This window comes from Rhodococcus huquni, assembly GCF_055231055.1.
In genome coordinates, this window is sequence record NZ_JBUYWE010000010.1 from 83,801 (window position 1) to 106,949 (window position 23,149).

Consider the following 23,149-nt stretch of genomic DNA (forward strand, 5'->3'; position numbering starts at 1 on the left):
TAGGTTCGCCCGCCGAAATTCACGGAGTATGTTGGCAGACGGTCTGCCACAAATCGAGGGAGCACGACATGTCCGGTTCAATCACCACCCAACGAGGTGCCGAGCACACCCGAATTCTCGGGCTCGGCGTCTACCGGCCGAAGCGTGTGGTCCCGAACTCCGAAATCATCGGCCCCATCGATTCGAGCGACGAATGGATTCAGACCCGCTCGGGCATCAAGGAGCGCCGATTCGCCGGCGACGACGAAACCATCGTCAGCATGAGCGTCGAGGCCAGCAAGAGCGCCCTCGCCGCAGCCGGTGTCACAGCCGATCAGATCGACTGCGTCGTCCTCGCCACGTCGTCGATGATGGTGCTGGGCCCGTCCGCGGGCGCTGTGGTCGCGACGGAACTGGGCATGGCGGATTGTCCTGCTTTCGACGTATCCGCAGGTTGCGCAGGCTTCTGCCATGCGCTTGCGACCGCGTCCGACATGGTGCGAGCCGGGACCGCACAGAACGTTCTCGTAATCGGCGTCGAGCGACTCACCGATCTCCTCGATCGCACCGACCGCTCGACGGCGTTCATCTTCGCCGACGGTGCGGGTGCCGCCGTTGTCGGCCCTTCGGACGTGGAAGGGATCGGCCCTGTCGCGTGGGGTTCGGACGGAAGTCAGACCGCCGCCATCCAGCAGGACAAGGATTTTCAGGAGTACTTCGCCGAGGTCGCTGCTGCCCAAGCCTCGGGCGGCACATCGGTCCGGCCCTACATCCGCATGCAGGGCACAGCGGTGTTCCGGTGGGCGGCAACGTTCATCGAGAAGGCCTGCCGTGCTGCAGTGGAAAAGTCCGGAGTATCGATGGAGGACCTCGACGTCTTCGTCCCCCACCAGGCGAACATCCGCATCACTCAGGCTCTGACGCGCGCACTCCACATGCCGGAACGGACCGTGGTGGCGGAGGACATCATCGAGTCGGGCAATACGTCCGCCGCGTCCATCCCGATGGCGATGGAGCAAGTGCTGCGAACCGGTGCGTCGAAGCCAGGTGACACGGCACTGTTGATGGGCTTCGGCGCCGGCCTCGCCTACGCCGGCCAGGTGGTCACGATGCCGAAGATCGCTTCCTGACTCACACGGGATCCCCCGCGTTCGACAACTGGGCCGAAGCCGGCTCGTCCTGGTCGGCCGAGGTGGCTTCGTCGATGAGCGAACCACCCCGTTTCCACGGCATGAAGATCGCGAAGACGATTCCCGTGACCACGACGCTGCCCACCATCAGCATCGCCGACATTCTCCACCCCTGCATCGCAGCGTCTTGCATGACGAAGACCAGGCTGTTCGGGTCGTCGAGGTCGGCGATCATCGGCGGCAATCCGGGACGGCCCAGTATCTCGAGAACCGAGACCGGCGAATTGACGACGAGGTCGCGCTGAACTGGAGTCAGGAAGCTGTCCACGACGGGGCCGTAGGAGTCCAGCTTGGCGGAAACCACCTCGCTGTACTTGCCGAACAGAATCGAGCCGAGGACCGCGATGCCGAGCGCGCCTCCCACCTCACGAGTCGTGTCGTTGATCGCGGAGCCTGCGCCCGCCTCGTCCCGAGGAACCGAAGCCATGATCGAATCGGTGACAGGGCCGGTGACGATTCCCAGTCCTGCGCCCATGAGAATCATGGAACCGAAAGGAATGTCCCAGTAGGTCGTCTCGACCGTGGCCTGCGCGGCCCAGAACAACCCGACCGCCAAGACCGCCATCCCCGACACCACGACGACTGCGTGCCCGTATCGGTATCCGAGCCATGTCGCACCCGGCGCCGAGAGGCCTACCGCCGCGGCAAACGGAAGCGAATGGATCCCGAAAGTGAGGGGGTCCATCAGCAGCACTCCTTGGAAGTACTGGCTGACGATGAACAAGAAGCCGAACATGGCGAAGTACGAGACCGCCAGTGCAAGAGCAGGAAAGGCGAATCGTCTGATGAGAAAGAGTCGAACGTTCAGCACAGGGTAGTCGGCGCGTAGTTCCCACCAGGCGAACAGGCCAAGAAGAATCAGTGCACCCGCGATCCCACCGAGGGTCAGCGGTGACACCCAGCCGTGACGAGGCGCCTCGATGAAGCTCCAGACGAGAAGGAACACTCCTGCGATCGAGATGAGTATCCCCAGAAAGTCGACGGAACCGGTTCGTTCGGAACGAGTCTCGCGAATGAACGCGAGAGTCAGGCAGACGGCGACGGCGGCAATCGGGATGTTCATCCAGAACACCGAATGCCACGTGAAGTGGTTGAGTAGCCAGCCGCCGATAGTCGGGCCGATCGCGACGGCGAATCCTGCCATGGCGGTCCAGACAGCGATACCGAGCGCACGACTGCGCGGCTTCGTGTAAGTCGTGGTGATGATCGCGAGAGTCGCTGGAAAGACTGCTGCAGCCGAAACTCCCATGCCGGCACGTGCGATGAGCACGGTGGTCACCGACGTTGCCAGCGCGCCCACAATCGACATCACCGCAATACCGACCAGACCGGCAAGCATGACGCGGCGTCGACCGAACCGGTCGCCGAGATGACCGAACATGAGCAGCAGGCCCGCGAAGGGCAGGGTATACGAGTCCACAACCCACTGCAGGCTGCTGAAACCTGCACCGAGCTCGTTCGCGAGCGTCGGCAATGCCACTACGACGACCGTGTTGTCCAGAAGCACCAGCAGAACCGCGAGACAGGAAGTGACGAGCGCGGCGAGCGCGAACAGGCGCTCGCGCGCAGACGACTCCACCGGCCCTTCCGGGGCTTCGAGTTGCGACGCGACCATGACGAGTCCTCCCAGCGGGCTATTTTTAGCGTTACTGTAAGTAACAGACACCTGGAGGGTAATGGACCGGATGGATGCAGCACAAGACGACCAGGCAGACACAACGAAGCGCCCGATCAGGCGTAGTGAGCAGACCCCGGGTTCGTCACCGAGCGTCCGCGGACAGGAACGCGTAGGGGCTGCGCCGCCTCGCCTACGCCGAAGATCCCGCCTAGGTCTCGCTCTGTTCGTACACCTGATCCGGCGATCCCACGATCAGCGGATCAGGTGTGCCGACCACGTCCTGGTTCTTGGTCGGGTAGTCGAGCGTCGACAGCACCCACTGCATCGCCGCGATACGACCGCGCTCTTTGTCGTTGCTGCGCACCACCGTCCACGGCGCATACTCGGTGTCGGTCGTGTCGAACATCGCTTCTTTGGCACGCGTGTAGTCGTCCCACTTGTCCAACGACGCCAGGTCGGTGGGGCTGAGCTTCCACTGCCGGACCGGGTCTATCACGCGCGTGAGGAACCTGGTTCGCTGCTCGGCCCTCGACACCGAGAACCACAATTTCACGAGGTGGATCCCCGAATCGGTGAGAAGTTTCTCGAGCGGCGGCGTCTGCTCGATGAACTCCTCGTACTGTTCCTCGGTGCAGAAATCCATCACTCGTTCCACGACCGCGCGGTTGTACCAAGAGCGGTCGAACAACACGATCTCGCCGCCCGACGGCAACTGACTGATGTAGCGCTGGAAGTACCACTCGGTGCTCTCACGCTCGGTCGGCTTGGACAGTGCCACGACGCGCGCGCCTCGCGGGTCCAGATGCTGGGTGAATCGCTTGATGGTTCCACCCTTGCCCGCGGCGTCGCGGCCCTCGAACAACACCACCACGCGCTGTCCGGTGTCCTTGACCCAGGACTGCATCTTGAGCATCTCGATCTGCAACGACCGAACCGTGTACTCGTACTCTTCCCTGCTCAGCAGTTCGTCGTACGGATAGTCCTGCTTCCAGGTGTCCACTTCGCGGCCGTCCGGGCCGAGGAGCACCACATCGTCGTTCAACTCACGAACGCTGAGGCCGCCCAGGTCGTCGAGCAGATCGGCTTCGGCGAGCGCGCGCCGAAGGGCAGCACGCGTGGCTCGCGACCGTCCGGCACCGTGTGGGGCCCGATGAAAGGCTTTGATCGCATCCTCTGCGGATACCGTCGTCGGCTTGTTCTTCACCACTACATTTCCTCTTTCGACCACGACCGACTGCGACGACGTACTGGTCACACGGTACCGGCGAGAGTTCGATGTTGCCGGGAACGGCGCCGGGCGAGCGAGATCACGCGTTCGACGAGTGCGGCAGCCACACTCACTCGCATCGGCGAACTACTGACCTGAGCTCAGTGCTCGGCAGCGATCTGAATGAGGTTGCCGCAGGTGTCGTCGAGAACCGCCGTGGTGACGGTGCCCATGTCGACGGGTTCCTGGGTGAACGTCACGCCGAGTCCCTGCAAACGCTCGAATTCGGCCGCGACATCCTTGACCGCGAAGGACGCTGCCGGGATGCCGTCTGCGACAAGCGCTTCCTTGTACGGGCCTACCGCGGGATGCACATCTGGCTCGAGGAGCAGTTCGGTGCCATCGGGCTCCTCCGGTGAGACCACGGTCAGCCACTTGAATTCACCGATCGGAACTTCGGTCTTCTTCTGGAAGCCGAGGACATCTGTATAGAAGCGGAGCGCCTTGTCCTGGTCGTCCACGAAGACGCTGGTGACGTTGATTCTCATGATTCTCCTCTTCGAATACTGGTGGGCCACCGCTGCGCGATGACCTCGAGCGGGGACGTGTCGAGACGGTGGAACTTGTAGCGGCCCTCGCGTCGGGCGATCACCAGACCGACCTCTTCGAGGACATCCAGATGCTGCGAAACAGCCTGCCTCGAGGAGGCGAGCCCGTGGTTCATCGTCAGCCGCCCACACAGTTCGAACAGTGTCTGATCACTACGCTGCTGCAACTCGTCGAGGATTGCCCGACGGGTCGGGTCGGCAAGCGCCTTGAACACATCGGCCACACGTCAACCATAGGCAAGCCGTTACTTGCATGTCAAAAGGAGCGTTTACAAAATTTGGTCAGTCATTTAATATTCTGGTTGTGCAACCAAGAAATGATTCGAGACCGAAGCGCTCGTTCATCGAGGAGTCCCGTCGTTCGCAGATCGTCGAGGCGACCGTCGCGGCCATCGCCGTGCACGGGTACGCGGCGGCAACGTTCACCCGGATTGCACGCCATGCAGAGATCAGCGCAGGACTCATCAGCTACCACTTCGACTCCAAGGAGGATCTGATGAACGTCACACTCGGCACGATCGAGCAGCGTCTGGACACGGCGATGGGCGGCGGACCTGAGCCCGACAGCTATCCCGGCGCACTGAAAAGCATGCTCACGCGCTATGTCCGGTACTGCACCGAACACAAGCAGGAAATGTCGGCGCTGGCCCAGATACGGCAACAGGCACCACGAGGCGCCGCAGGCGGAAGAGGTGGAAACGACACGGACGAATTGGTCCAGTTCATCGCCGAAGGGCAGTCCTACGGACAGTTCCGGACCGCCGACCCCTCGGTGTTCGCGTCGGTGCTCACCAACGCGATGGGGCACGTCCCTCGTGAACTCGAACTTCGACCCGAATCCGACCACGGCCAGTTCGCAGATCAATGGTCGGAGTTGTTCGTGAATGCGATATCCGCACCGGAAGGGGACGAATCATGACCGAATCGACCAAGACGCCGAGCGTCGTCCGCCACTCGGTGTGGATACACGTTCTACTGTGGACCGCGCTACCCGTCCTGGGCGGCGTTGTCGGCTTCGTGGCCTCGAAACTTCCGGGCTGGATCGCTCGGCTCGCCTGGTTTCCCAACCAGGACAAGATAACCGAACTGTCCGATGTCATCGGCACCAAGACCACCATTGCCGCGATCGTCGTCGGAATCGTGGTGGGTGCAGTTCTGGCGCTGCTCACATCCGCAGAATTCGTCACGGTCACCGTCGCCGATGACCACGTGGCCATCGCGCGGTCGGACAAAGACCCGATAGAGCTCGCGGAACGAGACATCGCCGGCGCATTCACCGACGACGGCAACCTCGTGGTGCTGGGTAAGGATGGATCCGAGCTCGCACGCGAACCCTCCGATCTGGATCGTTCCCGGACCGAGTCGGCCTTTCGTGCACACGGGTATGTCTGGCATGAGCAGGACCCACACGCCGCGGAGTTCACACGCTGGGTCGACGGGGCCACTTCCCTTTCAGCGGATGCTCACGCACTGCTTCGGGCTCGTAAAGAGGCGCTGGACGACGGCGGCGATGACGACGACCTGCGACTGCTCCGACGCGAGCTCACCGACCTCGGAGTGGTGGTCAAGGACGAGCACGAGAGGCAGTACTGGCGAACCGCCTGCGTATAGGACCTCCGCGGTAGCGATCTGACATTCTGCCCATATCGGGAACCAGATAGGGTAGCCGCGCGTCCAATATTGGTGAGTGTGGCGCTGGGGGCCCGTATCGCTACAGGGGGGATTCATGACCGAACCGATCTACGTTCACGACCCGGAGTATTTCCAGACAGACGACTGGAGCCCGGAAGAGCTTCGCGATGCGGCACAGTCGATGACCCCGGCCACGATCAATCAGGTTCAGAGCGCCTGGACCGCTCTAGGGGTGGAGGGCTTCACCAAGATCAGCGGGTTCACCGATGCGATCAGGCGCGAGATCGGCGAGAGTTGGCAAGGAAGCGCAGCCTCCAACGCCCTGGACAAGGTCGACACCTACGGGACCACTGCCGAGGGGGTGCAGACCAAGCTCGGTGAGGTCGCGGGCTCTTTCCAGCCCATCTATGACGCTGCCTCTCGACTCAAGGGCGGCGCGATCCCCGAACCGCAGAACCAGAGCCTGTGGGACGACATCACGCCGTGGAAGACGAGTACCGACGACGAGCACTACCGCCGCCACGGTGAGGCCGTGGCCGCAATGAACAACATCTACCGGCCCGGCGTCATGGATACAGACGGCAATGTGCCGGTCATCCCACGCCTCTCCGAGACCGTGGATCCACCCAACCCAGTGGCTCCCGGTGGACCGGACAGCGGCGGCCCCTCGGTGGGCCCGAGCGGACCGGGCTCCCCTGGTGGCCCCACCGGCGCGCCCACAACCGGCTCTCCTACCGGCGCCCCGTCGACCGGAGACCCAGACGGCGCGACGCCCGGCACTCCATCGGACGGCACCGGAACCAGCCCCACCTCATCGACCGGTGACCAGAGCCCCGCATCTACGGGTGCAGCGTCCTCGGTTCCCGGCAATCCCTCCATGACAGGAATGCCCGGCACGAGCGGGGCCAGTCTCGGCGACTCGGGTCGCGTCGGTGGCAGCGGACTGGGCGGCGGCAGCCACGGTGGTGGCGTCGGAGGCGGGGCCGGTGGCATCGGCGGCGGTCTCGGAGGCGGGGCCGGCGGGATCGGAGGCGGTCTCGTGGGTGGAGCACCCGCTGGCCTCGGCGGTCCGAAAGGTCTCGGCTCCCCTAACGGCGCGGGCGGAATCGGTGCCGGAGGTCGAGCGGGTGCGGGCGCCGCAGGAGGCGGTGCTCGCGGCGGCGGGATGGGCGGCATGATGGGCGGCGGCGGTGGCCGTGGAGCCGGCGGTAGCGACGACAAAGAGCACAAGACGCCCGGCTATCTCGTGACACTCGACAACGGCAACGAACTGATCGGAAAGATGCCCGCTGTCGCGCCCCCGGTGATCGGCGCATGAGGATTCAGAACTGGCGGCTGCGGGGCGAGCAGTTCGGCGCGCTCTGGCACGACACAGGCCAGGATCGCCAGCCCTACCCACTGGCACTCATCAGTTCGGCCCGCACGTACAACGCGTTCGAGTATCAGCAGCGCGAGATCCGCGAGGCATTCGCCGGGGATGACCGCCAGGACGTACGTATGGCTGTTCGAATTCTTGCCGAACCCGAGGTGTTCGTCGAAATCGCCGGTCAGACATACGAGAAGAAGCCGATCAGAGTGATCGGCGCCCAGCTGCAGCGGTGGTGCGCGATCGCCGTGCAAGAACCAGGAACGACACCCGCCAGCGGAGGCGATGTCATCCTCGGGTCCGGCATCAGACAGGATCTAGCGTCGTTGCTCATCGGACAGATTCCCCAGAATGCCGCAGGCAAGCGCACATTCGCGCGAAATGACGAACCCGAAGAGGACTACTCTTCACAGAACGTTCTGCGAAGCGCGGGCGCTGCCGCATCGAAGCCCCACCTCGAGGACGCCATGCGGGCCGGCCTCGCCGGGCAGGGTGTGGTTCGGGTATTCCAAGGACCGCGGCACGTACGGGGCGAGTTGGGTACCGCACGCTGGATCGACCTCGCCCGCGACGGCCGCTACATGATCGGACCACGTGACATGAATGCCGCGGTGCCTGCCGATCCACAGTTCTTGGCGTCGTCGGTCGATTCCTTGATCAATCGCGGGCTGCGCGCTCAGCGCGAACTCGCCGAACAGCGTTGGTAGAGAAGGGTTTGGACAACTGACATGAGCAACCCGGAAACCACGAAGATCGGCGACCCCGCCGCACCCGTCGGCGGCGTGTGGAAACAAGTCACCGAGTCCGCCGTCAGCGGCGGCCCACTCAGCATCGACCGCGAAGGCATCAAGCGTTGCATCAAGCTGTGCGACGAACATGCCGACGCGATGGGCAAGCTCGCTGTACGTGCCAGACGCGAGCTTCGCGTAGACGCGCTCGGCATCGGCGAAGACCACTTCGAATCGGCCAAACTGCTCGCTCAGAAGTTCCAAGATAAAGCTGTGGGCGGCGGGCAAATTGACAGGTCAAGTTCAGCAATGGGATTGTTCCGCTCCCACGAGAGCTACGCCAGAGACATGAAGTCGACCTTCGAAGCTGTTCTGCGTGCGTACGACGAACAAGAGCGCACCAACGCCGAGAACATCAATGCCACAGGAGAAGACGTTTGATGTCACGCACGAAAAGTGTCGCTGCGGCAGCCATTGGTATCGCTGTTGTCATTCTCCCGCTCGTCTCCTGTAGCTCCTCCGACGACGCGGCCACCGAGCCAGAACCTCAGCCTCGTCTGACCTCCCATCCCTGTGACGTTTTTGGACCCGACGCGCAAGCGGCCGCTGGTATCAATGGTTCAGAACCAGAGCGCTACGACGACCGCGAAGAGCCGTTTCAGAGCCGGGCATGCTCGTACCTCTCACGCGACCCCTATTCACACGCGCTCGTTTCGTTCAACGCCTTCCCAATCTCTGATGTCGACGAAGACGACCGCTTCACACGCACCCAGGAAGTCGACATCAACGGACACCGCACCGTCGTCGACGACTTCCCAGGCGGCCTGCAATGCCTCGCCTCCGTCGACTTCAACCCCGGCGTCCTCGAAGTCATGGTCGGCTACGAACAAGGCGACATCGAGACACCAGAACAAGCCTGCCCACTAGCGCTCAAGACCGCACAGGACCTCGCCCCGTACTTCCCCGAGCACCTGTGACCACGAGGTTCGTGAGTACGGCGATCGCCACCGTTGCACTCGTAGTCTCACTGACGGCCTGCGAATCCTCGGAGGCGACCCCCACAGAGGCAGAACCACAAGCACCGCTGACTGCACACCCCTGTGACGTCTTCGGACCAGATGCGCGTGTCGCCGCCAGCATCGATAAGCGTGAGCCCCAACGCTACGAAGACCGAGAGGAGCCTTACCAACGCCGATCCTGCTCGTACATGTCGAGCGATCCCTATTCGTCAGCACTGGTCTCGTTCAACGGCTTCCCGATTTCCGATGTCGACGAAGACAACCGCTTCACACGCACGCAGGAGATCGACATTGCCGGTCACCGGACCGTCGTCGACGACTTCCCCGGCGGCTTGCAATGCCTCGCGTCCGTCGACTTCAATCCTGGCGTCCTCGAAGTCATGGTCGGCTACGAACAGAGCGACATCGAGACACCAGAACAAGCCTGCCCACTCGCACTCGAGATCGCGCAAGACCTCGCCCCCGACTTCCCCGAGCACCTGTGACGCACACACGATCTCGCCGAACAGCGTTGGTAGAGAAGGGTTTGAACAACTGACATGAGCAACCCGGAAACAACGAACACCGGCGACCCCGCCGCACCCGTCGGCGGCGTGTGGAAGCAAGTCACCGAATCTGCTGTCAACGGCGGCCCACTCAGCATCGACCGCGAAGGCATCAAGCGTTGCATCAAGCTGTGCGACGAACATGCCGACGCGATGGGCAAGCTCGCTGTACGTGCCAGACGCGAGCTTCGCGTAGACGCGCTCGGCATCGGCGAAGACCACTTCGAATCGGCCAAACTGCTCGCTCAGAAGTTCCAAGATAAAGCTGTGGGCGGCGGGCAAATTGACAGGTCAAGTTCAGCAATGGGATTGTTCCGCTCCCACGAGAGCTACGCCAGAGACATGAAGTCGACCTTCGAAGCTGTTCTGCGTGCGTACGACGAACAAGAGCGCACCAACGCCGAGAACATCAATGCCACAGGAGAAGACGTCTGATGTCACGCCAGAGCAGGATCAGAACGGTTGCTCTTGCAGTAGCTGTCTGCGTCATCCCTCTCGCCGCCTGTGGGGCCTCGGACGACGGTGACGCGGAAGCAAAACCACAACCACGCCTGACCGCTCACCCCTGCGACATTTTCGGACCCGATGCGCAAGCCGCAGCAGGCATCAACGGAAAGACTCCGCGACGTTACGACGACCGTGAAGAGCCCTACCAGCGTCGGGCCTGCTCGTTTTTGTCCCGTGCCCCGTACTCGTCAGCGCTTGTTTCCTTCAACGGCTTCCCGATCTCCGACGTCGATGAAGACGACCGTTTCACACGGCTCCAAGAAGTCGACATATCAGGACACCGCGCTGCCCTCGATGACTTCCCCGGTGGGCTCCAATGCCTCGCCTCCGTCGACTTCGACCCCGGCGTTCTCGAGGTCATGGTCGGCTACGAACAGGGCGATATCGAAACACCGGAACAGGCCTGCCCACTAGCACTCAAGTTTGCACAGGACCTCGCCCCGTTCTATCCCGAACACCTGTGACTCGAAGGCTCTGCGGAGCGGCCTTAACAGTGGTTGCGGTTGCTGTGTCACTGTCCGCCTGTGGGTCCTCGGACGACGGTGACGCGGAACCAAAACCACAACCGCGCCTGACCGCCCATCCCTGTGACATTTTCGGACCCGATGCACAGGCCGCAGCAGGTATCGACGGTACCGAACCGGAACGCTACGCAGATCGAGAAGAGCTGTACCAACGCCGGGCCTGCTCATACTATTCAGACCACCCGTACTCATCAGTCTTGGTTTCATTCAACGGCTTCCCCATCTCCGATGTCGACGAAGACGACCGCTTTACACGCACCCAGGAAGTCGACATCGCAGGACACCGCGCCGTCCTCGATGACTTCCCAGGTGGACTCCAATGCCTCGCCTCCGTCGACTTCGACCCCGGCGTTCTCGAAATCATGGTCGGATACAAGCAGGGAGACATCGAAACACCGGAACAAGCCTGCCCACTCGCTCTCAAGACTGCACAGGACCTCGCCCCGTATTTCCCCGAGCACCTGTGACGCACACACGATCTCGCCGAACAGCGTTGGCAGAGAAGGATTTGGACAACTGACATGAGCAACCCGGAGACAACGAAAATCGGTGATCCCGCCGCGCCCGTCGGCGGCGTGTGGAAACAAGTCACCGAGTCCGCCGTCAGCGGCGGCCCACTCAGCATCGACCGCGAAGGCATCAAGCGTTGCATCAAGCTGTGCGACGATCACGCGGTTGCAATGTCCGAACTCGCTGATCGCGCGCATAGTGAGCTTCGTGTAGATGTTCTCGGTATAGGCGAGGACCACTTCGATTCGGCAAAGCTCCTCGCCCAGAAATTTCAGGACAAGGCAGTGGGCGGTGGGCAAATCGCCAAGTCGAGTTCAGCTTTGGGCTTGTTCCGCGCACATGAGAGCTACGCAAAGGACATGAAGTCCACGTTCGAAGCAGTCCTTCGAGCATACGACGAGCAAGAAGGCATCAACACCGAAGCAATCGAATCTTCAGGGGAAAACGTCTGATGTTGTCACTAAGAAAAGTCAGTAGCTGCGTGATCGTGCTGACCGCAATCTCTTTGCCCATAACAGCATGCGGGTCGTCCGACAGTTCCGAGCCCACACCTGAGCCGATCCCGATGCTCGCGTTCCATCCATGTGACGGATTCGGACCGGACGCTATCGCGGCTGCGGGGATCGATGGCAAAGAGCCTAAACATTTTCCAGACCGTTCCGAGCCGTACCAGCGGCTCGAATGCTCGTACCTTTCGCGAGACCCATACTTTTCGACTGTGGTGTCTACCAACGGAATGCCGTTCACAGATATCGTCGACGACGAAAGATTCACACGTGTTGACGACACTGAGGTCGCGGGCCGACGGACAATTTTGAGTGACTTCCCCGGCGGGCTCCAATGCCTCGCCTCAGTCGACTTCGACCCCGGCGTCCTCGAAGTCATGGTCGGCTACGAACAGAGCGACATCGAAACCGCCGAACAGGCATGCCCACTCGCAATGAAGATCGCGCAAGACCTCAGCCCGTACTTCCCCGAACACCTGTGACCCGAAGGCCCGGCGGAGCAGCCTTCGCAATGGTTGCGCTCGCTGTCGGACTGACGGCCTGTGGATCCTCGGAGGACGGTGTCACTGAAACAGAACAACCACGCCTGACCGCCCACCCCTGCGACATCTTCGGACCCGACGCGCAAGCAGCAGCCGGAACCAACGGAAAGACCTCAGAGCGCTACGACGACCGCGAAGAGCCGTTCCAGAGCCGGGCATGCTCGTACCTCTCACGCGACCCCTATTCACACGCGCTCGTTTCGTTCATGTCGGTGAAGTGAACAGTGGCGTGGGGTGTTCGCACGAATGGCACGGGTACCAGTCCTACCCCATCGTCTCGGGGCACAGCTCCTGACGCGACTTGTTCCAGAACACCAGCAGCTCACCAGTCGGCGCATCCGGATGGTCGACCTTCGCCGTGTCGAGGAAGTCGAGGGACGTTCGGCCGGGTGTGCTGGAGATATTGCACGCCTGCAAACTCAGCTTCGCCGAAGGTACGAATCCGATGTCTCTAGCGAACGACCCGTACGCCCCCGAGTTCACGAACTGCTCGAGGTGCGCGCCCCAGCGGTTGTATCCGGTCTGCATCGTGTAATCGCACGGCGCCCCGAACAACTCCGTGCACGTAGTGGGCTTGCCCCCGATCGAATACTGCGCATCGGCCAAGGTGCGCTCTTCGGTGTCCTCTTTTCCAGCATTGAAGTACAGGAATACCGCGACGATGATCCCCAAAACGACCACCACCGCGAGTAGACCGAACAACCACTTCGCAAACTGCTTCACGACACACCATTCCGTTCGTCTGCGAGCACTTCGGGACCGGCACCCCCATCCTGCACGATCTACCCGGTCAGGTCAGGTGTTTCCGGGGCACATGCACCGATCCGCGGTGGTCGCAGCGCCGAATACCGGGCATGGGAACACTCGCTCTGATCGGCTTCGTCGGTGGATTGATCACCGGCATCTCGCCCTGCATCCTTCCGGTTCTGCCGGTCATCTTCCTGTCCGGCGGTGTCCAGAGCGCGCGCGGCGACAATCCGGCCGGCAGCGAGCAAGGCGGCGCCGTAGCCGTAGCGACCCGACCATCACGGCTCCGCCCCTACCTGGTGATCGCGGGGTTGGTCCTGAGCTTCGCGACCTTCACCCTGCTGGGGTCGGCACTGTTGTCCGCGCTGGGACTACCCCAGGACCTGGTGCGATGGGCCGGCCTCGTCGTGCTGATCCTGATCGGAATCGGACTCATCGTCCCGAGGTTCGAGCAGGCCCTCGAGAAGCCGTTCTCGTGGATACCGCAACGCCGTGTAGGCACCGAGCGAGGAGGTTTCGTACTCGGGCTCACGTTGGGCGCCGTGTATGTCCCGTGCGCGGGCCCGGTCCTCGCGGCCATCGCCGTCGCCGGATCCACCGGTGAGATCGGTGTGGACACCGTGGTACTGACCGTGTCCTTCTCGATAGGCGCCGCCATCCCGCTACTGTTCTTCGCGCTGGCCGGTCGTCGTGTGGCAGAACGTGTCACGACGTTTCGGCGCCACCAACGTCGAATTCGCGTGATCGGTGGTGTCGTGATGATCGCGCTGGCAGTCGGTCTCGTGTTCGACCTTCCTCAACTGCTCCAACGCGCCGTTCCCGACTACACCACCGCCCTCCAGGACAAGGTCGGAGACTCGGAGAACGTCCAGGACAAGCTGAACCTCGGCGGCATCGTCAACGATCAGAACCGAGATCTCGACAAGTGCACCAATGGCGCGACCGAGCTGGAAAGCTGCGGGACCGCACCGGATCTCACCGGAATCACACAGTGGTTGAACACCCCCGACGGTCAGGCCATCGATCTGAAAGCCGAGCGCGGCAAAGTCGTGCTCATCGATTTCTGGGCCTATTCGTGCATCAACTGTCAGCGGTCGATCCCCCACGTCCAGAAGTGGTACGAGACCTACCAGGACGAAGGTTTCGAGGTGATCGGCGTACATGCACCCGAGTACGCCTTCGAGAAAGAGACCCGCAATGTGGAGGCCGGGGCCCGTGATCTGGGCATCACCTACCCCATCGCGCAGGACAACAATCTGTCCACCTGGACCAACTACCGCAATCGGTACTGGCCGGCGCACTACCTTATCGACTCAGAGGGCACCGTGCGGCACGTCAAGTTCGGGGAGGGCGACTACGACGTGACCGAGAGCCTGATCCGTCAACTGCTACAGGACGTTCAGGGCGATGCGGCGCTGCCCGCCCCTGCCGAGGGCGTCGATCGAACACCGCGGGAGCCGACAACCCCGGAGACGTACCTGAGTGTCGGCAAGCGGATCAACTACGGAGGCGAGAACGAATACCGTAGTGGGGAAGGAACGTTCGACTATCCAGCTGATCAGCCCGACAACTCGTTCGCGCTGCGCGGCAGGTGGGGTCTCGACTATCAGGGAGCCACGGCACTCGGGGAGAGCGCAGGGATCAATCTCCGGTACCGAGCGAAGGACGTGTACCTCGTCGTCGGCGGCGAAGGCTCGGTGACAATCACGGAAAACGGCGAGAAGCGCGTGCTCGACATCTCCGGCCCACCGACATTGCATCCCGTACACGAAGCGAAAACCAATGCGCCCGGGGAGCTGGAGGTCGAACTCAGCGAAGGGCTGCAAGCCTTTTCCTTCACCTATGGGTGAGAGCCCGCGCTCAGGCGACCTGGGCGCGCAGCGTCTGCATCGCCTGGTGTTGCATCATGAGCACCCGTCCCACGGGAAGTTCGAGCAATCCGGCCGTGTCGTACGCGGACAGTCCGTCGATGATCCGCAAGGTCACGACCTCACGGGCTGTGGGGTCGAGATCGCCGAGTAGACCCGATTCGGGGCCGGCGGGCGCGATACGCGCTTTCGCCGCCACGCTGCGCAGTATCCGGTAGACCTCTCGGTGCGGATGTCTGGCCCGCGCGATCGCCGGCAGATTCCTCGTGACCTTCAGGCAGGCCATTCGGGCGAGTTCCGCCGCGCGAGCCTCCGCTTCCGGTCCCGCCGGGATCCTTGCCCTGCAGAAACGCATCATCGGTGGCCACAGCACCGCCAGGGCACGTTCGACAGCATCGGGATCACCCGAATCCGCGTCGGCCGCCGCCGTACGCAACTCGTCGTCGAGATCACTCATCTGATCGAACCCCCGTTCACCAGCACCGATTCGCCTTCACGATCAATCGTGCGACATCGTGAGCGCGACCACATCAGGCCCAGTACCCAATTTGCACTGGGGGTTTTCCCCCTGAAGGAGGAGACGTAGTCATACCTACGGCCCACTCCCGTGAGTGGTCCGAGAGTCCAGAGACTCGTCAACCACTCACAGGGGGAATCAGGATTCGGGGCGTTTTCGCAGGTCCTTGACCTGTCCCCGCTTCTTCTTCGATTCCAGCCGACGCCGTTGCGAGCCCTTCGTCGCTTTGGTCGGACGCCGCGTGCGCGGTTCGGTGAGCAGTGCGGACCGAAGTAGCGCGGCCAACCGGGTCCGGGCTGCTCTCCTGTTCCTCAGCTGCGACCGGGTCTCGGACGACACGACGGTGAGAACGCCGCCCACCAGCCTCGATCGCAGCCTCTCCTCGAGACGCTCCCGTTGCGTGGCGGTCAGTGTCGACAAGGTCTCCAGGTCCACCGCCAGCTCGACCCTGGAGTCGGTGGTGTTGACGCCCTGTCCACCGGGGCCGCCCGATCGAGAGAAGCGCCAGACGAGTTCCGCCGCCGGTACCGTCAACGAACGGGTGATGGCGAGATCCGAGCTCACCTCGCCGTCATCGTCACTCATGCTCCCAGTCTGGCACCCACAGCGGATCTCGGTCAGTGCGCCTGCGCGAGGTCGGCCGCTTCCTGCACGGACCCTACGACAGTGAGACCGGTGAGGCCGCCGTCATGACGCACCCGCTTCGGAAGCAATCCGTCCGCCGGATCGATGCGCGTCGTCCGCCTCGACAATGCGGGCAGACGGCTCGGGCGAGCAGATCCGGGCACACCGAACCTGATCGTTTTCGGGTCACCGCCGAATTGGCGGCGCGCATGAAGCTCGGCTGCGATCAACGCCTCCGCCACCGGCCGCGACAGCGCATGACCACGCTTACCCGTGCTGAGCCCGTGCCCCGGTAGGTCGACCAGTACGACGTTCACACCGTGCTCGACGAGTTCGGCCGCCACCGAGGTGAGATAGCGCGCATGCAAACCGATCGGGGCAGGAACGACAACCGTCCCGCCGTTGTCTGCACCGCGGTGAATCTCGACGTGGACCGAACCGTCGCGGACCGGAAGTTGGTCGTGCTCGACGTCGCGACCGTCCACACCCACGAAGGCAGAGGCCGGCTCGAGTGCCAGCTCGCACGCGTCATGCCGACCAAGGGCATCGCCGGCGCGTAGCAATGCCTTGCCCTGCAACAGAATCATGATCGCCGCAGCTTCGCGCGCAGTGAGCGTGGGCTGCCAACCGGTCGCTTCGGTCAGTCGTGTCGAATCGACGACGACCTCCCCCGCCGTCACCCACTGTCCGGAAAACGGTGTGAGCCGCAGTCGAAACGCAAGGTTCGCGATCGCGATCGCCGGCTTCTCCGGCACCGAGAACATCTTCTGACCCTGCATGGCCGCGAGTTCGCGGACACCCACCCACTCACGGGGGCCGAGATTGAACGGCCCGACCAGATCTTGCTTCGTCGCACGATGGAAGGCGTCGGCCATGTCCCGCTGATGTAGGAACTGGTACGCAGCAACGTCCGCCCTCGGAAAAGCGCCGACCGCTCCGGTCAGCTGGTCGATGCCGTCGTTCGAGAAGTCCGGGCCGACAATATACGTGGGGCGCAGCATGGATATGGCCATCTCGCCCGGATGCTGCCGCATCCACCATTCGACGTAGTGCTCGACCTCCGCCTTGTCGTGGAAGTAGTAGCGAACCGGATCGCCTGCCGGGTAGACGCTTTCGTCCACCGGCGCGGGGTGGAGGTCGGGGCCGTATGCGTTGATGCTCGAGGCAATCACCACACGGCGCACCCCCGCCCGCCCCGCCGAGTCGATGACGTTGCGGGAACCACGAAGGTTGATGTCGTGCGTGACGCTCTTGTCGCGAATCTCTTCCACGACGAAGGCCAGATGGACTACTGCATCACAGCCTCGGAACACGTCTTCGATCTCTGGGTCACGGATATCCATCCTGACCGACTCGAGCTTCGGGTGACTGCGGCCGAGAGGGCGACGGCCGAGTCCGATCACGCCGTCGATCTCCGGGTCTTCCAGCAGCACAGGAAGAATCGCGGTACCGAAATCACTTGTGGCGCCGGTGACGGCAACTCTCATGCCGACGCCTCGGTCACGGTCTCGGCAATGATGGAGGTCGCTTGCTGTATCTGCGCTTCCGTGTGCGTCGCCATCACGCACAGACGCAGCATGGCACCGGATCGAGGTACTGCCGGATACAGTGCGGCACTGGTGAACACCCCCTTCGCGAACAGCGTTCGCCACAGGTTCATTGCCGCAAGATCGTCACCGACGTGAAGCGCGACAATGGGCGTCACAGTCTTCTCTCCACTGGGAAGAGTGGACAGCTCGCTGACGTCGAGCCCACTGTCGGCGAGTCCGGCACGCAGCAGAGCCGCGTTCGCGAGCGCTTGCGCGGCGCGTTGTGCACCCTCCTCGCTCCTGATCAGGCGAACAGCGGCCAGCGACCCCCCGATTGCCGCCGGTACGCCCGAGGTGGTGAACAGAAAAGCCTTGGCATTCACGCGCAGCGAATCGAGAAGATCGCTGGAACCCGCGATGAACCCGCCGGTCGAGCCGGGACTCTTGGACATCGACGCCATCCGGACATCGACGTCTCGGTCGATTCCGAACAGTTCGGCAGCGCCGGTCCGATCCGCACCGAACAACCCGAGACTGTGCGCCTCGTCCACCATGAGCGCCGCGCCGAACCTGTCGCACACCGCTGTAATGGCACGCAGCGGAGCGAGATCACCTTCCATCGAGTACAGACCGTCGACGATCACGAGCACCGCGTCGAAACGGCCGTCCGCCTCCGAGAGAACGCGCTCGAGATCCAGGACGTCGTTGTGACGGAACTTGATGGTTTCGGCGCCCGACAGCTTGCACCCGTCGCGAATCGACGCGTGGGCGGAAGTGTCGACGATGACGGCGTCACCTGGGCCCATGAGGGCACTGATCGTCCCCAAGTTCGTCTGGTAGCCGGTGGTGAAGACCATGGCGTCCTCGGTTCCGTGCCAGGCGGCGATCTCCGATTCCAGTTCCAGGTGGAGATCCATCGTGCCGTTCAGTAACCGACTGCCCGTTACGGCGCCGCCGAACCGGTCGAGCGCTTCCTGAGCACCCTTGTGAATGTCCGGGTGATCTGCGAGACCGAGGTAGTTGTTCGATCCGAGCATGATCCTGTCTTCACCCTCGACGCGCACCACGGGGGCGGTAGCGGACTCCATGACACGGAAGTACGGGTTCCCCTCCTGTCCGCGCCCGGCTCTGAGCACCTCCACTCGGTCGTCGCCTTCGAGACGCTTGATCAACTTGTTGACAGCCATCGATACCAATCTCCTCGCTGTATGCGGACGTTCGATCGGGCTCTCTGTGTGGTTCGACACGCACACGGATGCGGATTGGTGGACGGCGAAACCAAACCGGATCGGCGAGCGCTCCGAACCACTGAGTGAGTCCCCGGGTACCCGGGGCGCTCTCGCACGATTCGAGGAGCGCACATGACCGCACTGATGACGCGTGAACGGCAAGCGTTGCAGTCCTACCTGCCGAAACTTGCCACGTATCTCGACGAGACCCCGCTGCTCACCCTCGAGGCCAGGGGCAGCGGTGCAATCGCGAAGTTCAGCGAAGCAGGGGGCACTGCCCTCACCATCCCGAAGGATGCCGGCGGCCTCGGCGCCAGTGCGCTCGACGCGGTTCGCGTCCAGCGCGCCATCGGGAGCCGCTCGCCCGCGCTCGGCGCCGCCACCACCATGCATCACCTCTCGCTCGCCACCTTGAACGAATTCGCGCGTGGCTCGACGGAAGAGGACCGCGCCCTCATCAGGGGGTTGGTGGAGCAGAGGGCCGTCATCGCGTCGGGATTCTCCGAGGGTGTGAGTGGTGGCAGCGTCTTCATCCCCACCATGACCGCGAAGAAGAACGGCTCGACCTACATCATCCACGGCAGCAAGAAGCCGTGCAGTCTGTCGAGTTCGATGAACCTGCTCACCGCGAGCGTCGAGTTGGACGACGGCGAACGGGCCATCGCACTCGTTCCGGCCGATACCCCCGGCGTCACCGTTCGCCCGTTCTGGGAGTCGTGGTTCCTCGAGGGCGCCGAGAGCGACGAGGTCCACCTCGAGAACGTGGAGATCCCCGAGGACCTGGTGCTCGTGATGGGCGACGACGACCCCGGTGGGGAGCACGAGATGACGGGCTACCTGTGGTTCGGCATGCTGATCACCGCAAACTATCTGGGCGCTGCGAGTTCCCTCCTCGAACGGCTGCTGGCCGCTGAGAAGAACGACTACGAGGGCTACGTCCGCGCCGCCGCCGACATCGAGAACGCCATGTCCGCGGTGGAGAACATCGCGCGCGCAGTCGACGAGGGTGAGCGCGGACAGGACATATCGGTACGACTTCTGTTGTGCCGAATCGCTATTCGTGAAGCTCTGGTACGGGCATCGTCTGCCGCGATCGAATCGCTCGGCGGAATCGCCTTCATCAAGTCCACCGACATCGGATACCTGGCCGGCGCCATCCACGCCTTCGCCTTCCACCCGCCATCACGGCGCTCGGTCTCCGAGACGTTGGCCAAGTACCACGCAGGAGACGAATTCGCCTTCGTCTGAACGCGACCGGCGCTCTCATGCGTTCCGGAAACGCCCCAGCTGGTGTCGAAGACACGATTCCAGTTCGGGGCGCCGGAAGGTGTGGCCGCACGCCATCAACTTTGCCGGCGACACCCACTGATCTGCCAGCGCGAGTTCGCGTGCACCCTGCTCTCCCAGAAGCATTTCGGGCCCGATCTTCGGCACCGGTAGCAGTGCGGGTCGACGCAGGACGGATGCCAACACTGCGGTGTAGTCCGAGTTGCGTGCCGGTTCGGGCGACACTGCATTGACCGGGCCCGAGAGCTCGCGATCGAAAAGAGCTCGGTGGTACACGTCGATGAGGTCGTCGATGTCCACCCACGACAACCACTGCCGTCCGCTTCCCAACCGGCCACCAATACCCACCTCGAACAACGGCCACTGCAGACGAAGCACACCTCCGCGCGGTGTCTGCACGATCCCTGTTCGCACCTGCACCGTGCGCACGCCCGATTCGGCGGCGGGGGCGGAAGCACCTTCCCAGTCGGCCACGACTTCAGCGAGAAATCCGTCTCCCCTTTCGGATTCCTCGGTGAGCGTGCGGTCGCCCCGATCCGGGCCGTAGTACCCGACAGCCGAGGCACTCACGAACACCTCCGGTCCATTGTCGGCGTCGGCGGCCACCTGAGCGAGCCGGCGGGTCGGCCCCACTCGGCTGTCGCGGATCGCGCGGCGATGACTGTCGGTGAATCGTCCCGCGATCGAGGCGCCTGCCAGATGCACCACGGCGTCCACAGAGTCGAGAAGGTTCGAAGCCGGCGCATCCGGATCCCAACGCCGCTCGTCCGCACCGCGGGCATCGCGACGAACGAGACGAATCACTCGGTGCCCGCCGGTGGTGAGAAACGCGGTGAGGGCGCTCCCCACGAGTCCCGAACTTCCTGTGACGGCAACGGTGAGTGGGCTCTGTTCCCGGCCCTGCGCCCATCCGTGGCGCGCCAGGTCGTCGGCCAGTTCTCGATGCCGATAGACGAACATCGACCGCAACAGCGCAGCCGGCACCCGGGTGTCGACATGATCGGTGACTCGCGTCGACTGCGATGTCACCTCGTCGAACGTGTGCGTGTGCCGCCACGGCACCAACACCTTCGCCGGCCACGCCACTGAGCGGTCGACGAAGCGATGTGGCGGGTCGTACGCAGCCGCCTCGTGCTGGGCGATCCACGGCACCCCACCCGGCAATTTCAGTTGCGCCCGTCCGGACTCTAGCGACGCTGCTTCCTGCACCAGTCGCATCGGCTGCCAGGGCGGAGAGAGCCGAGCGAAAGCACCCGGCCGCGCGTGCCAGGCGAATACTTCGTCTCGCGGTGCGTCGACGATGCTCGAGTAGTCGATTCCCATGATCAGACCGTGCAGAGCGGTTGGATCGACTCCCGGCCGCCGGTGGTCGGAGACGTGAGGAAAAGGCACGCGTTGTAGTCCCTCGCTTCGACCGTCGCCCGGATCTCGGACCATTGTGCCTGGGACACATTCGGCGAACGGGAGAGAACGAAACCGGACGTGCGGGCCGGATCACCGACCAGCGCCCACGAATAGTCGTCCGCGATATGGGTGACCACGTAGTTGGCGGGACCATCGGGCGAACTCTGGAACGGCACGCTCGGGAAACTCACGTGCAACTGCGCATTCGTTGCCGGGTCCACCACGCGTGCATTTCCGGTGATTCCGCTCGAGCCTCCGGACCACGTGCTGCACGTGTTGGCGACCCCGACGTTCGCGGCATCGATCACGGTGTACTCGGCACGGGTGTCACGTGCGCAGTCGAGATTGAACGGCTGTGGGATCGCCGACAACTGATTCCAGGCGCCGAGGTATCTCGGTACGTCGAGAGACGCAACGGGTGCGAGGGGCTCGGGCATTCCGGTCGATCCGGTCGGCTGCGCGAGCGCGGTACCTGCGCCTGCGCTCGACATGATCAAGGCCACCCCCGTCGTGATGGACAACTTCTTCAGCCTCATTGCTCCCCTTCTTTCGGCTTTCACGGTATTCGGACCCGCGGGACTGCTGGATCGAAACTTCGACAATTCACCCATCCGCGTGTACCCACCGCTCCGAAGTGCAATCGACGGTGCGCTCGTGCACCCACACCGGAGAGAGGCTTTCCCATGAACTTCACCACCCGTGTTCTCGCAATCGCAGCCAGCTCGTCGCTGGTGCTGCTCGGCGCCGCCTGTTCGTCGGAGGACGACTCGTCCGCAGAAGGAACGGGAGCCGACGCGACGACCACAGAAGCCATGGAGGGCGGTATGACTTCCGAGCCCGGCGCCATGGCGGATCCGGCCGCAGATCTCGTCGGCCCCGGATGTGCCGGCTACGCCGAGACCGTGCCGGAAGGGCCCGGATCGGTGACCGGCATGGCACAGGATCCGGTCGCGGTCGCGGCGGCCAACAACCCCTTGCTCACCACACTCACGTCCGCTGTGTCCGGACAGTTGAATCCCGACGTGAACCTCGTCGACACCTTGAACGGCGGAGAATTCACCGTCTTCGCGCCGGTGGACGAAGCCTTCGGGAAGATCGACCCCGCAACGATCGACACCTTGAAGACCGACTCCGCCATGCTGGAGAAAATTCTGACCTACCACGTCGTCCCGGGACAGATCGCGCCGAGCGACATTGCCGGCGAACAGACGACGGTCGAAGGCGGGACGGTCGACGTCACCGGGTCCGGCGATTCACTGAAGGTGAACGATGCCAACGTGATCTGCGGCGGCGTCCACACCGCCAACGCGACCGTGTACCTGGTCGATTCGGTTCTGATGCCTCGATAGTCGAACCGTTCACAGCACACGCCCGTGCGCATACAGCCGATGCGCGCGGGCGTGTTCTGCGCCATAGGCGCTGGTACGAAACCCGCAGCTGCCCATCCGAATACCCGCCGGTTC

Annotated in this window: 28 protein-coding genes; 17 read left to right on the forward strand and 11 right to left on the reverse strand. The window is 63.3% G+C overall.

Annotated elements, in window-relative coordinates; genetic code table 11:
• The first annotated feature begins 68 nt into the window (after nucleotides 1-68).
• Entirely contained in the window at nucleotides 69-1,109 is a 1,041-nt protein-coding gene (locus ACZI8R_RS17425) for a beta-ketoacyl-ACP synthase III (protein WP_463380916.1), read from the forward strand.
• A gap of 1 nt (nucleotide 1,110) precedes the next feature.
• Here the strand turns inward: ACZI8R_RS17425 and ACZI8R_RS17430 are convergent, their stop codons facing one another.
• The 4 genes from ACZI8R_RS17430 to ACZI8R_RS17445 form a co-directional block, all read right to left on the reverse strand.
• Nucleotides 1,111-2,784: an MFS transporter gene (locus ACZI8R_RS17430; protein WP_463380917.1), complete on the reverse strand. Its 1,674-nt coding sequence runs from the start codon at nucleotides 2,782-2,784 to the stop codon at nucleotides 1,111-1,113.
• 211 nt (nucleotides 2,785-2,995) lie between these two features.
• Entirely contained in the window at nucleotides 2,996-3,994 is a 999-nt protein-coding gene (ppk2, locus tag ACZI8R_RS17435; protein WP_463380918.1) for a polyphosphate kinase 2, read from the reverse strand.
• Nucleotides 3,995-4,155: 161 nt separating this feature from the next.
• Nucleotides 4,156-4,542: a VOC family protein gene (locus ACZI8R_RS17440; protein WP_463380919.1), complete on the reverse strand. Its 387-nt coding sequence runs from the start codon at nucleotides 4,540-4,542 to the stop codon at nucleotides 4,156-4,158.
• On the reverse strand, nucleotides 4,539-4,826 hold the full coding sequence (locus ACZI8R_RS17445; RefSeq protein ID WP_463380920.1) for an ArsR/SmtB family transcription factor: 288 nt from the start codon (nucleotides 4,824-4,826) through the stop codon (nucleotides 4,539-4,541). The genes ACZI8R_RS17440 and ACZI8R_RS17445 overlap by 4 nt, the downstream gene beginning before the upstream one ends.
• An 80-nt stretch (nucleotides 4,827-4,906) precedes the next feature.
• Between ACZI8R_RS17445 and ACZI8R_RS17450 the strand changes: the two genes are divergently transcribed.
• From ACZI8R_RS17450 to ACZI8R_RS17510, 13 genes are all read left to right on the forward strand, one after another.
• Nucleotides 4,907-5,521 (forward strand): TetR/AcrR family transcriptional regulator, encoded by a 615-nt coding sequence (locus ACZI8R_RS17450; protein ID WP_463380921.1) that lies wholly within the window; start codon nucleotides 4,907-4,909, stop codon nucleotides 5,519-5,521.
• Entirely contained in the window at nucleotides 5,518-6,213 is a 696-nt protein-coding gene (locus ACZI8R_RS17455) for a YqeB family protein (protein ID WP_463380922.1), read from the forward strand. Before ACZI8R_RS17450 ends, ACZI8R_RS17455 begins: the two co-directional genes overlap by 4 nt.
• Before the next feature lie 115 nt (nucleotides 6,214-6,328).
• Nucleotides 6,329-7,552, forward strand: a complete 1,224-nt coding sequence (locus tag ACZI8R_RS17460) for a hypothetical protein (protein WP_463380923.1) — start codon at nucleotides 6,329-6,331, stop codon at nucleotides 7,550-7,552.
• Nucleotides 7,549-8,307, forward strand: a complete 759-nt coding sequence (locus tag ACZI8R_RS17465; RefSeq protein ID WP_463380924.1) for an ESX secretion-associated protein EspG — start codon at nucleotides 7,549-7,551, stop codon at nucleotides 8,305-8,307. Before ACZI8R_RS17460 ends, ACZI8R_RS17465 begins: the two co-directional genes overlap by 4 nt.
• 21 nt (nucleotides 8,308-8,328) lie before the next feature.
• Nucleotides 8,329-8,769 (forward strand): hypothetical protein, encoded by a 441-nt coding sequence (locus tag ACZI8R_RS17470; protein WP_463380925.1) that lies wholly within the window; start codon nucleotides 8,329-8,331, stop codon nucleotides 8,767-8,769.
• Nucleotides 8,769-9,305: a DUF3558 domain-containing protein gene (locus ACZI8R_RS17475; RefSeq protein ID WP_463380926.1), complete on the forward strand. Its 537-nt coding sequence runs from the start codon at nucleotides 8,769-8,771 to the stop codon at nucleotides 9,303-9,305. The genes ACZI8R_RS17470 and ACZI8R_RS17475 overlap by 1 nt, the downstream gene beginning before the upstream one ends.
• 11 nt (nucleotides 9,306-9,316) lie before the next feature.
• Nucleotides 9,317-9,832, forward strand: coding sequence for a DUF3558 domain-containing protein (locus ACZI8R_RS17480; RefSeq protein WP_463380927.1), 516 nt, complete (start codon nucleotides 9,317-9,319; stop codon nucleotides 9,830-9,832).
• A gap of 54 nt (nucleotides 9,833-9,886) precedes the next feature.
• Complete coding sequence (locus ACZI8R_RS17485) at nucleotides 9,887-10,327, forward strand: hypothetical protein (RefSeq protein ID WP_463380928.1); 441 nt, start codon at nucleotides 9,887-9,889, stop codon at nucleotides 10,325-10,327.
• Nucleotides 10,327-10,863 (forward strand): DUF3558 domain-containing protein, encoded by a 537-nt coding sequence (locus ACZI8R_RS17490; protein WP_463380929.1) that lies wholly within the window; start codon nucleotides 10,327-10,329, stop codon nucleotides 10,861-10,863. The genes ACZI8R_RS17485 and ACZI8R_RS17490 overlap by 1 nt, the downstream gene beginning before the upstream one ends.
• Before the next feature lie 44 nt (nucleotides 10,864-10,907).
• A complete protein-coding gene (locus ACZI8R_RS17495) occupies nucleotides 10,908-11,390 on the forward strand; it encodes a DUF3558 domain-containing protein (RefSeq protein ID WP_463380983.1) in 483 nt (160 codons plus the stop codon).
• A 54-nt stretch (nucleotides 11,391-11,444) separates the two neighbouring features.
• On the forward strand, nucleotides 11,445-11,885 hold the full coding sequence (locus ACZI8R_RS17500) for a hypothetical protein (RefSeq protein ID WP_463380930.1): 441 nt from the start codon (nucleotides 11,445-11,447) through the stop codon (nucleotides 11,883-11,885).
• Nucleotides 11,886-11,914: 29 nt separating this feature from the next.
• Entirely contained in the window at nucleotides 11,915-12,421 is a 507-nt protein-coding gene (locus ACZI8R_RS17505; protein WP_463380931.1) for a DUF3558 domain-containing protein, read from the forward strand.
• A gap of 29 nt (nucleotides 12,422-12,450) precedes the next feature.
• Nucleotides 12,451-12,702 carry a hypothetical protein gene (locus tag ACZI8R_RS17510; RefSeq protein WP_463380932.1) on the forward strand — a complete coding sequence of 84 codons (252 nt, stop codon included), beginning with the start codon at nucleotides 12,451-12,453 and terminating at the stop codon, nucleotides 12,700-12,702.
• A gap of 43 nt (nucleotides 12,703-12,745) precedes the next feature.
• Here the strand turns inward: ACZI8R_RS17510 and ACZI8R_RS17515 are convergent, their stop codons facing one another.
• The gene (locus tag ACZI8R_RS17515; protein ID WP_463380933.1) at nucleotides 12,746-13,204 is read right to left on the reverse strand and encodes a hypothetical protein; all 459 of its coding nucleotides are present in this window, start codon (nucleotides 13,202-13,204) and stop codon (nucleotides 12,746-12,748) included.
• A gap of 131 nt (nucleotides 13,205-13,335) precedes the next feature.
• Between ACZI8R_RS17515 and ACZI8R_RS17520 the strand changes: the two genes are divergently transcribed.
• The gene (locus ACZI8R_RS17520) at nucleotides 13,336-15,078 is read left to right on the forward strand and encodes a cytochrome c biogenesis protein DipZ (RefSeq protein WP_463380934.1); all 1,743 of its coding nucleotides are present in this window, start codon (nucleotides 13,336-13,338) and stop codon (nucleotides 15,076-15,078) included.
• 10 nt (nucleotides 15,079-15,088) lie between these two features.
• Here ACZI8R_RS17520 and ACZI8R_RS17525 read toward each other — a convergent pair whose 3' ends face one another.
• The 4 genes from ACZI8R_RS17525 to ACZI8R_RS17540 all read right to left on the reverse strand — a co-directional run bounded on the left by ACZI8R_RS17525 (nucleotide 15,089) and on the right by ACZI8R_RS17540 (nucleotide 18,953).
• Nucleotides 15,089-15,553: a sigma factor-like helix-turn-helix DNA-binding protein gene (locus tag ACZI8R_RS17525; RefSeq protein ID WP_463380935.1), complete on the reverse strand. Its 465-nt coding sequence runs from the start codon at nucleotides 15,551-15,553 to the stop codon at nucleotides 15,089-15,091.
• A 198-nt stretch (nucleotides 15,554-15,751) separates the two neighbouring features.
• A complete protein-coding gene (gene arfB, locus ACZI8R_RS17530) occupies nucleotides 15,752-16,198 on the reverse strand; it encodes an alternative ribosome rescue aminoacyl-tRNA hydrolase ArfB (RefSeq protein ID WP_463380936.1) in 447 nt (148 codons plus the stop codon).
• A 32-nt stretch (nucleotides 16,199-16,230) separates the two neighbouring features.
• Complete coding sequence (locus tag ACZI8R_RS17535; protein WP_463380937.1) at nucleotides 16,231-17,724, reverse strand: NAD-dependent epimerase/dehydratase family protein; 1,494 nt, start codon at nucleotides 17,722-17,724, stop codon at nucleotides 16,231-16,233.
• On the reverse strand, nucleotides 17,721-18,953 hold the full coding sequence (locus ACZI8R_RS17540; protein WP_463380938.1) for an aminotransferase class I/II-fold pyridoxal phosphate-dependent enzyme: 1,233 nt from the start codon (nucleotides 18,951-18,953) through the stop codon (nucleotides 17,721-17,723). Before ACZI8R_RS17540 ends, ACZI8R_RS17535 begins: the two co-directional genes overlap by 4 nt.
• Nucleotides 18,954-19,127: 174 nt before the next feature.
• On the opposite strand from ACZI8R_RS17540, the gene ACZI8R_RS17545 reads away from it, so the two are divergent.
• Nucleotides 19,128-20,243: an acyl-CoA dehydrogenase family protein gene (locus ACZI8R_RS17545; RefSeq protein ID WP_463380939.1), complete on the forward strand. Its 1,116-nt coding sequence runs from the start codon at nucleotides 19,128-19,130 to the stop codon at nucleotides 20,241-20,243.
• A 15-nt stretch (nucleotides 20,244-20,258) separates the two neighbouring features.
• Here the strand turns inward: ACZI8R_RS17545 and ACZI8R_RS17550 are convergent, their stop codons facing one another.
• Together ACZI8R_RS17550 and ACZI8R_RS17555 are read right to left on the reverse strand one after the other, a co-directional pair.
• Nucleotides 20,259-21,605 carry a TIGR01777 family oxidoreductase gene (locus tag ACZI8R_RS17550; protein ID WP_463380984.1) on the reverse strand — a complete coding sequence of 449 codons (1,347 nt, stop codon included), beginning with the start codon at nucleotides 21,603-21,605 and terminating at the stop codon, nucleotides 20,259-20,261.
• A gap of 2 nt (nucleotides 21,606-21,607) precedes the next feature.
• Nucleotides 21,608-22,177, reverse strand: a complete 570-nt coding sequence (locus ACZI8R_RS17555) for a lipocalin family protein (RefSeq protein WP_463380985.1) — start codon at nucleotides 22,175-22,177, stop codon at nucleotides 21,608-21,610.
• 192 nt (nucleotides 22,178-22,369) lie between these two features.
• On the opposite strand from ACZI8R_RS17555, the gene ACZI8R_RS17560 reads away from it, so the two are divergent.
• Nucleotides 22,370-23,035 (forward strand): fasciclin domain-containing protein, encoded by a 666-nt coding sequence (locus tag ACZI8R_RS17560; RefSeq protein WP_463380940.1) that lies wholly within the window; start codon nucleotides 22,370-22,372, stop codon nucleotides 23,033-23,035.
• Nucleotides 23,036-23,149 lie beyond the last annotated feature (114 nt).

Excerpts from the sequence above, each read along its gene's own strand:
- ACZI8R_RS17425 (WP_463380916.1), top strand. The coding sequence starts at position 69 with ATGTCCGGTTCAATCACCACCCAACGAGGTGCCGAGCACACCCGAATT.
- ACZI8R_RS17430 (WP_463380917.1), bottom strand. The coding sequence starts at position 2,784 with ATGGTCGCGTCGCAACTCGAAGCCCCGGAAGGGCCGGTGGAGTCGTCT.
- ACZI8R_RS17440 (WP_463380919.1), bottom strand. The coding sequence starts at position 4,542 with ATGAGAATCAACGTCACCAGCGTCTTCGTGGACGACCAGGACAAGGCG.
- ACZI8R_RS17455 (WP_463380922.1), top strand. The coding sequence starts at position 5,518 with ATGACCGAATCGACCAAGACGCCGAGCGTCGTCCGCCACTCGGTGTGG.
- ACZI8R_RS17460 (WP_463380923.1), top strand. The coding sequence starts at position 6,329 with ATGACCGAACCGATCTACGTTCACGACCCGGAGTATTTCCAGACAGAC.
- ACZI8R_RS17465 (WP_463380924.1), top strand. The coding sequence starts at position 7,549 with ATGAGGATTCAGAACTGGCGGCTGCGGGGCGAGCAGTTCGGCGCGCTC.
- ACZI8R_RS17470 (WP_463380925.1), top strand. The coding sequence starts at position 8,329 with ATGAGCAACCCGGAAACCACGAAGATCGGCGACCCCGCCGCACCCGTC.
- ACZI8R_RS17475 (WP_463380926.1), top strand. The coding sequence starts at position 8,769 with ATGTCACGCACGAAAAGTGTCGCTGCGGCAGCCATTGGTATCGCTGTT.
- ACZI8R_RS17485 (WP_463380928.1), top strand. The coding sequence starts at position 9,887 with ATGAGCAACCCGGAAACAACGAACACCGGCGACCCCGCCGCACCCGTC.
- ACZI8R_RS17490 (WP_463380929.1), top strand. The coding sequence starts at position 10,327 with ATGTCACGCCAGAGCAGGATCAGAACGGTTGCTCTTGCAGTAGCTGTC.
- ACZI8R_RS17500 (WP_463380930.1), top strand. The coding sequence starts at position 11,445 with ATGAGCAACCCGGAGACAACGAAAATCGGTGATCCCGCCGCGCCCGTC.
- ACZI8R_RS17510 (WP_463380932.1), top strand. The coding sequence starts at position 12,451 with ATGGTTGCGCTCGCTGTCGGACTGACGGCCTGTGGATCCTCGGAGGAC.
- ACZI8R_RS17520 (WP_463380934.1), top strand. The coding sequence starts at position 13,336 with ATGGGAACACTCGCTCTGATCGGCTTCGTCGGTGGATTGATCACCGGC.
- ACZI8R_RS17525 (WP_463380935.1), bottom strand. The coding sequence starts at position 15,553 with ATGAGTGATCTCGACGACGAGTTGCGTACGGCGGCGGCCGACGCGGAT.
- arfB (WP_463380936.1), bottom strand. The coding sequence starts at position 16,198 with ATGAGTGACGATGACGGCGAGGTGAGCTCGGATCTCGCCATCACCCGT.
- ACZI8R_RS17535 (WP_463380937.1), bottom strand. The coding sequence starts at position 17,724 with ATGAGAGTTGCCGTCACCGGCGCCACAAGTGATTTCGGTACCGCGATT.
- ACZI8R_RS17540 (WP_463380938.1), bottom strand. The coding sequence starts at position 18,953 with ATGGCTGTCAACAAGTTGATCAAGCGTCTCGAAGGCGACGACCGAGTG.
- ACZI8R_RS17545 (WP_463380939.1), top strand. The coding sequence starts at position 19,128 with ATGACCGCACTGATGACGCGTGAACGGCAAGCGTTGCAGTCCTACCTG.
- ACZI8R_RS17550 (WP_463380984.1), bottom strand. The coding sequence starts at position 21,605 with ATGGGAATCGACTACTCGAGCATCGTCGACGCACCGCGAGACGAAGTA.
- ACZI8R_RS17555 (WP_463380985.1), bottom strand. The coding sequence starts at position 22,177 with ATGTCGAGCGCAGGCGCAGGTACCGCGCTCGCGCAGCCGACCGGATCG.
- ACZI8R_RS17560 (WP_463380940.1), top strand. The coding sequence starts at position 22,370 with ATGAACTTCACCACCCGTGTTCTCGCAATCGCAGCCAGCTCGTCGCTG.